Annotated in this window: 5 protein-coding genes and 1 riboswitch; of the genes, 1 reads left to right on the forward strand and 4 read right to left on the reverse strand. The window is 26.6% G+C overall.

All coding sequences use genetic code 4. The annotated features are described in order from the left end of the window. Nucleotides 1-35: 35 nt before the first annotated feature. The 4 genes from TS70_RS05805 to TS70_RS05820 all read right to left on the reverse strand — a co-directional run bounded on the left by TS70_RS05805 (nucleotide 36) and on the right by TS70_RS05820 (nucleotide 3,132). Complete coding sequence (locus tag TS70_RS05805) at nucleotides 36-350, reverse strand: lipoprotein (protein WP_198049688.1); 315 nt, start codon at nucleotides 348-350, stop codon at nucleotides 36-38. 247 nt (nucleotides 351-597) lie between these two features. Continuing rightward, the gene (gene mtnN / locus TS70_RS05810; RefSeq protein WP_040093227.1) at nucleotides 598-1,269 is read right to left on the reverse strand and encodes a 5'-methylthioadenosine/S-adenosylhomocysteine nucleosidase; all 672 of its coding nucleotides are present in this window, start codon (nucleotides 1,267-1,269) and stop codon (nucleotides 598-600) included. 4 nt (nucleotides 1,270-1,273) lie between these two features. Then, nucleotides 1,274-2,371 (reverse strand): nicotinate-nucleotide adenylyltransferase, encoded by a 1,098-nt coding sequence (locus TS70_RS05815; RefSeq protein ID WP_198049689.1) that lies wholly within the window; start codon nucleotides 2,369-2,371, stop codon nucleotides 1,274-1,276. A 62-nt stretch (nucleotides 2,372-2,433) separates the two neighbouring features. Next, on the reverse strand, nucleotides 2,434-3,132 hold the full coding sequence (locus TS70_RS05820; RefSeq protein WP_040093224.1) for a hypothetical protein: 699 nt from the start codon (nucleotides 3,130-3,132) through the stop codon (nucleotides 2,434-2,436). 84 nt (nucleotides 3,133-3,216) lie between these two features. After that, nucleotides 3,217-3,317: riboswitch (TPP riboswitch) on the forward strand. 82 nt (nucleotides 3,318-3,399) lie between these two features. Here TS70_RS05820 and TS70_RS08720 point away from each other — a divergent pair. After that, on the forward strand, nucleotides 3,400-4,425 hold the full coding sequence (locus TS70_RS08720) for an energy-coupled thiamine transporter ThiT (protein WP_198049690.1): 1,026 nt from the start codon (nucleotides 3,400-3,402) through the stop codon (nucleotides 4,423-4,425). The last annotated feature ends 415 nt before the right edge of the window (nucleotides 4,426-4,840 follow it).

Consider the following 4,840-nt stretch of genomic DNA (forward strand, 5'->3'; position numbering starts at 1 on the left):
ATATTTGCAATTTTTTAACAAGTAATGCAAGAAGTCTATTGATTTCCAAAAGTTTCTCCACCATCACCATTAAACTCTATTTTAGTAGTAGACAAACCAATGTTATTACTTCATGCAATTCTACCATTTTTTTGTTTTTCTTTTATAATTTCAATATTCATATTTGGATACTTATCTTTTATATTTTTATAAACATCCACATATTCATTACTTAGAATATCTTTTGTTCTAAAATCAAATAATTCTTTATCTGTAAATTCTAAATCTTTACTATCATTGCAAGCAATAATATTACTTGTTCCACTTATTGTTAAACTAAAAATACTTAAAAAAGATAATATTTTTTTCATTTATTATTTTTCCTTTCTTCTTTGATACATATTTATATTATATTTTTAATTTTAATATTGTCAATTTTTTCTTTTCTCCCGTTGTGTTAGTTAATAAAAAAATATAATTCAAATATTTTTCCATAAAAAATTAAAATTTTTTCCATTTATAGGTTATTGTTAAGAATTATATATCTATGACATCTTTTCAGAAGGTCTTCTTTTGTTTGACATTTTTATCAAAAACAACTTTTTTTCTTACTATTGTTTAATCTTTTAAAAATTTCATAATTACATCACGAATTAACAGACTAGCATAGGGTAAATTTTTTTCAAATTGGCTATTTGCACTATCGCCATTTAATTCCAAATAATCACTAACAATTTTAATGCTAATCATTGGTAAATGATGCTTTGCTGCAACTTGAAAAAAAGCAACCCCTTCCATATCAACAACATCAATTTTGTCTTTAAATTTTGTTTTAATATGGTTAAAATATTCTGCTTTATCGATAAAAATATCACTGCTTCCCAAAACAGCTTGCTGAGGATCTAATATTTTTGTTTTAGCTAACGTTAATAACGTTTGATCACTTTGATAACTACTTACTTCACCAGGAATTTGACCAATTGCATATCCAAATGCTTGTGTATCAGCAAAAGTATAATATGCTTCGGAAATCAACAAAATCGTTAACAGTGGCATTGTTTTTTTTAAGCTCCCCACCGTACCAACATTATAAATTGTTTTAATAGCATAATCATTAATTAAGGCTGTTAAACTCATCGCCGCATTCACTAAGCCAATTTTACTAATTGCAAATAATCATGTTCCTTTTTGATACAATTTAATATTATCATATTTAATAATTTCAGTTGGCTGTAAGGCTGTTATTGTTGAAGCTAATTCAGCTTCCATCGCACTAATAACTAAATTCATTAGATTATTTTCCTCGCTTTCATTCTTGATAAGTTAATTTAAGTTTTCTTCCTAAATGAGCAAGACCAGTTTGCATTACGGCACGGTCAAATTGCATTGTTAATAATGCTTGAAATGCTTTTGTTAAGTCTTGTTGTGCTAAAGCGCGATAACTTTCAACACCAGGATAATTTCGTTCCGCACTAATTTTATCCGCAATAAAAATTATCATTTCAAATAAAGTCATTTGAGGATGACCAACGGTATGTCATTTTATTGCGGACAAAATTTCTTTATCGGTAAAAAGAAGATCATATTTTAAATAACAATATCCTGTATACGAATGTCAAGTTGGAACTGGTTCTGTTAAAAAACTTGGTAAATATTTTTCTAAATAAGCTTCTTGTTTCTCTTTTGGTCACTGTTTTGTAATGTCATGATAAGTTCCGGCAATTAACGCTTTGTGAGGATCTAACCCATATCGTAATGCTAATTCTTGTGCTTTTTTACCAACATTTAAACAATGTTGATAACGTTCAGGATCCATCTTTTGTCCTAATCGTTCTGGCAAATATAATAAATTATTATTAACATAATTTGTAATTGCTGGTAACTGTAAAGCAACCTTTTCTCCTTCCCGTAACATTGTTGAAGATAAATGCAAATTATTAGTAAAAGGAATCAAAAGTGCTTGATATTGTTGTAAAATAGTTTGTTTAATTTGCTCATTTCGTTGAAAAATGATAAATGTTTGCATTTTTATTAATTCAGCAATATTATTCCATTTTCCTAACGTTTGTAATTGATCTGAACCAATCATAAAATAAAACTGATACGTTGGAAATTGCTGGTGTAACTTTAAAACAGTATTATAAGTTGTACTAGGTTTTGTATTTTCTAATTCAATTAAATTAATTTTAACATATGATAGTTTGCTAACTACTAATTTAATCATTGCTAATCGGTCGCTAACAGGAGATAATTTTCGTGTTTTAAAAGGATTTTGATTTGTTGGAATAATTCACACTTGATCAATGTCTGTTTTAGCTTTAACTAATTTAATTATGGCCAAATGATCGGTATGAAATGGATCAAAACTACCCCCAAATAACGCTATTTTCATTATCGTTGCCCCCATCACTTATTTTTTTGTTAACTTTACCCAAAATGAAAAAGAAAGAATAATTATTCATCTTTATTTTTAATTCCTAAATCAACCAAAACATCTTCAACAGTATCACGAACAATATGTTGAAATTGTTCAACAGATAATGTAATCGTAAAATCATTATTTTGCTTTACAACAGCATAATCTTCTTGGGCTAATTTTTGTTTAATTTTAGTAATTTCTTTTTTATTACCAGTAATTGCAATATTATCTTTTTTTGCTTGCTTTGATCTTGTTTTTTCTTTTGGTTCACCATTCTGATTTAATTCCAATTTATTATCATCTCGATGTGAAACTTTAATTCGATCCATAATATAAGCCATCCGGTCATTAAAATTACGTTCTTTAATTTGATTTAACATTTGTTGAAATTCACTTGGTTTTGATTGTGAACTATCACGAAGGTTTTTTAAACGTTCTAATCGTTCTAATAAGTTTTCATGTTCATTAACATTGTTTTCTTCTTTATATTTATTTATTTGACTACGTGCATTTTGAACAAGATTATGAATATTTTTAACATTTTTTTGATCAACATTTGGTTTGATGCTAGGTTCTAAATTATCTTCCATCACTACCACGGTTGGTGTTGATGCAACAAAGCTTTCTCTAAAATCAATGCCGCTTGCTGCTTCAATGTCATCATCAAAACTACTAGCTGCAGCTAAATTAACGATTATATCCTGTTTTTTCTTTCTTTTAAATCACTTAAACATATCTCTTCCTCTAACTTCTACTATATATTATATAATAAATTCCAAAATTTCTTGCAGTTTTTTCTTACAATGTTATGATAATAATATAATTGACAGAGGTAGCTTATTATTTCTAATAAGTTTGAGAAATACTCTTAGAACCTGATCTAGTTAAAACTAGCGGAGGGAGTTCAAATTCATTATTTATTAATTTAATAAATTTAGTTTGATCCTCATTTTCACAGATGTTAATTATAAAGTTATTTGTGTAAGGAGATTTTTTTATATATGGAGCAAAAACCAATTTTTAAATGTACTGTAAAACAACAACGAATTGTTTTATGATACAATAAGTTAACAATTTTTATTCCAATTGGTTTATATTTAGGTTTTTTAATCACGCTTAGTGTTTTACCACTAACAACATTAAGCACAATTTTGCATTTAGAACATGATCAAAACTTTAAAAGTCTATGAGTTTTTTTTATTGCAATTTGTGTCTTTGGTATAATGTTTAGTATTATATATACGATTAGTACTTGATTAACAACCTATGAAGAATATATTAATTATAAAATGCAATTTATTATTTTAAATTTTATTAGTCTTAATATTATTAATTTAATTAGTAATATTATTATTTATAGTTATGAAGTTAAGATTAGTGATGTTCTTTTTGCAAAAGCAAGCAAGAAAAAACGATTTTTAATTAATTTAGGAATTTGAAAATGAAAAACATTTGATTTTGTGATTATTGCAATGTTTGCTGCTGTAACCCTTGTCTTAGCGTTTTTAGAAACTATGCTTCCAAATTTACCACATGGTGGCAGTATTGCATTAAAATATATTCCCCTAACAATCATTGCTTTTATTCATTCAGCTTTAGCTGGATTTATTACGGGAGCAATTAGCGCATTAATGTCCTTGTTATTTATTCCATCAGGATTTATTGTTTCACCCTGATCATATTTACTAGATTATTTCATTCCAATGATTGTGCCAATGATTGCTGGATTTATGCGTTTTAAAGTTAATAATGATAAAAAATATATTACATATATCAATTATATTATTATTTGTTTTAGCATTATTAGTTTGATTTATGTCTCACAAGTTTTAGTGGGAGCTTTAATTTGAACAACGTTATTCCCTGATTCGGTTTGACCTGATTATACAAATTGATTATATTCAATTGTTTATAACTTTATTCATAGTTTTATTTTTACTTATCCAATTATGCAAATTGTCATTCCACTTTCATTACGGAGCTTAGCTCCCGTCTTTTGACAACGTTATTTAAAATATGAAGGTTAAAACCTTTAATAAAAACTAGGCGTTTTCTTCCCTAGTTTTTTTGTTATGATGCAGTTTTATTTTTTTTAATAATAATTCTCATCATGTATCATGTACCCTAATTTTTGTTTGGTGGTGATAAATTGGTTTAAATAAATAAATTAGTAATAGTCCTAATCCAATGATTGGGATTCCTAAAATAAAACTAATTAAGAACTGTCATGGTCGTGCTAAATCTTTTAATCCTAATGCTCATGCAATATCACCAACAATATAATTTTCACCAAAATATTGGTTAAATAATTCCGGTGATAAAACTAGTTTGAATTGCTTTTCGTGAAAACTGATAATTTGTTAATCCATATAAATAAACATACATAAAACCAAATAAAGTAAAAGTATGACCAAAATAAAAAACATAATAACTTCATTCTAA

The organism is Spiroplasma sp. hyd1 (assembly GCF_016082235.1).
Lineage (GTDB): Bacteria > Bacillota_I > Bacilli_A > Mycoplasmatales > Mycoplasmataceae > Spiroplasma > Spiroplasma poulsonii.